Origin of the sequence: Streptomyces sp. NPDC059534 (assembly GCF_042743475.1) — a bacterium.
Classification (GTDB): domain Bacteria; phylum Actinomycetota; class Actinomycetes; order Streptomycetales; family Streptomycetaceae; genus Streptomyces.
In genome coordinates, this window is the sequence record NZ_JBHWAQ010000155.1 from 1 (window position 1) to 1064 (window position 1064).

Genomic DNA, 1064 nt, shown 5'->3' on the forward strand with positions numbered 1-1064 from the left:
TGTGCGACTGCCGCAGCTTGATTACAGCAGGGTCTGGGTCTTCTGCTTGAGGCGCTCGTAGGGCGTCTGTCCGCCGAGGGCGCCGTGGGGACGGTGGTAGTTGTAGTAGTCCTCCCACTCTCTCAGCTTGTCGTTGAAGACGCCGGTGTCGTCGATGAGGATGCCGTCGAGCATGCGGTAGAACTCCTCCGCGTCGATGCGGTGGGAGCGTTCGACCTTGCCGTTGAGGTGCGGTGATGCGGGTTTGATGTATGTGTGGGCGATGCCTTTGTCGAGGACGTTCCAGTGGAAGGCGGACTGGAACTCAGCGCCGTTGTCGGTCTGAATCACCTCGACGCGGAACGGCAGGCGTTCGAGGAGGTAGTCGAGGAACTGGACTGCGGTCTTCTGGTCGCACCGCGGGTAGATCCGCAGCACGCGCAGCCGTGTGCAGTCGTCGATGGCGGTGAACTGGTAGTACTTCGCCCGGCGGCGCCGCTTGGGCAGGGTTGTGGTGACCGGCGCCGCGGCCGGTGTCTGTTCCTGGAGGCCGATCGGTTCGATGAATTTCACGTCGATCTGGACCCGGTTGCCGGGCTGCTGCTTCTCGTAGCGGGTGTAGCGCTTGTCGTGCCGTTTGTAGCGTTGGGAGGCCGGCAGGCGGTTCATGCCGAGCTTCTTGAGGATGCGGTAGACGGCTGAGCAGGCGATGTCGATGTCGTGGTACCGCTTCAGGTACATCTTGATCTTCATCGGGCCGAAATGGTAGTGCTGCCGGAGGTAGACGATCTTGTCGACGACGTCGGCCTCGGTGGCGTGCGGGCAGTGGTGAGGCTTGCTGGAGCGGTCCCGCAGGCCCTCAAGGCCCTCGTCCTGATACCGACGCAGCCATTTGTAGAAGCACGTGCGGCTGATGCCGTAGTAGCGGCAGGTCAGCGCGACATTCCCGGTGACTTCCTCAGCGTGGCGCAGGACCGCCAGGCGATGCTGGGCCTGACGGTCCCGCTGCTGTTCCAGCGAAGGGGGCATGGCAGATCTCCGTCTGTTCGGAGACCCATGTGTAACCAACGTCCGGCAGTTTTATA

1 protein-coding gene is annotated in these 1064 nt (G+C 62.8%); it reads right to left on the reverse strand.

Annotated features, from left to right (window positions below; all coding sequences use genetic code 11):
• Positions 1 to 21: 21 nt before the first annotated feature.
• The gene (locus ACFVZH_RS40455; protein ID WP_384905656.1) at positions 22 to 1008 is read right to left on the reverse strand and encodes an IS481 family transposase; all 987 of its coding nucleotides are present in this window, start codon (positions 1006 to 1008) and stop codon (positions 22 to 24) included.
• Positions 1009 to 1064: the final 56 nt, after the last annotated feature.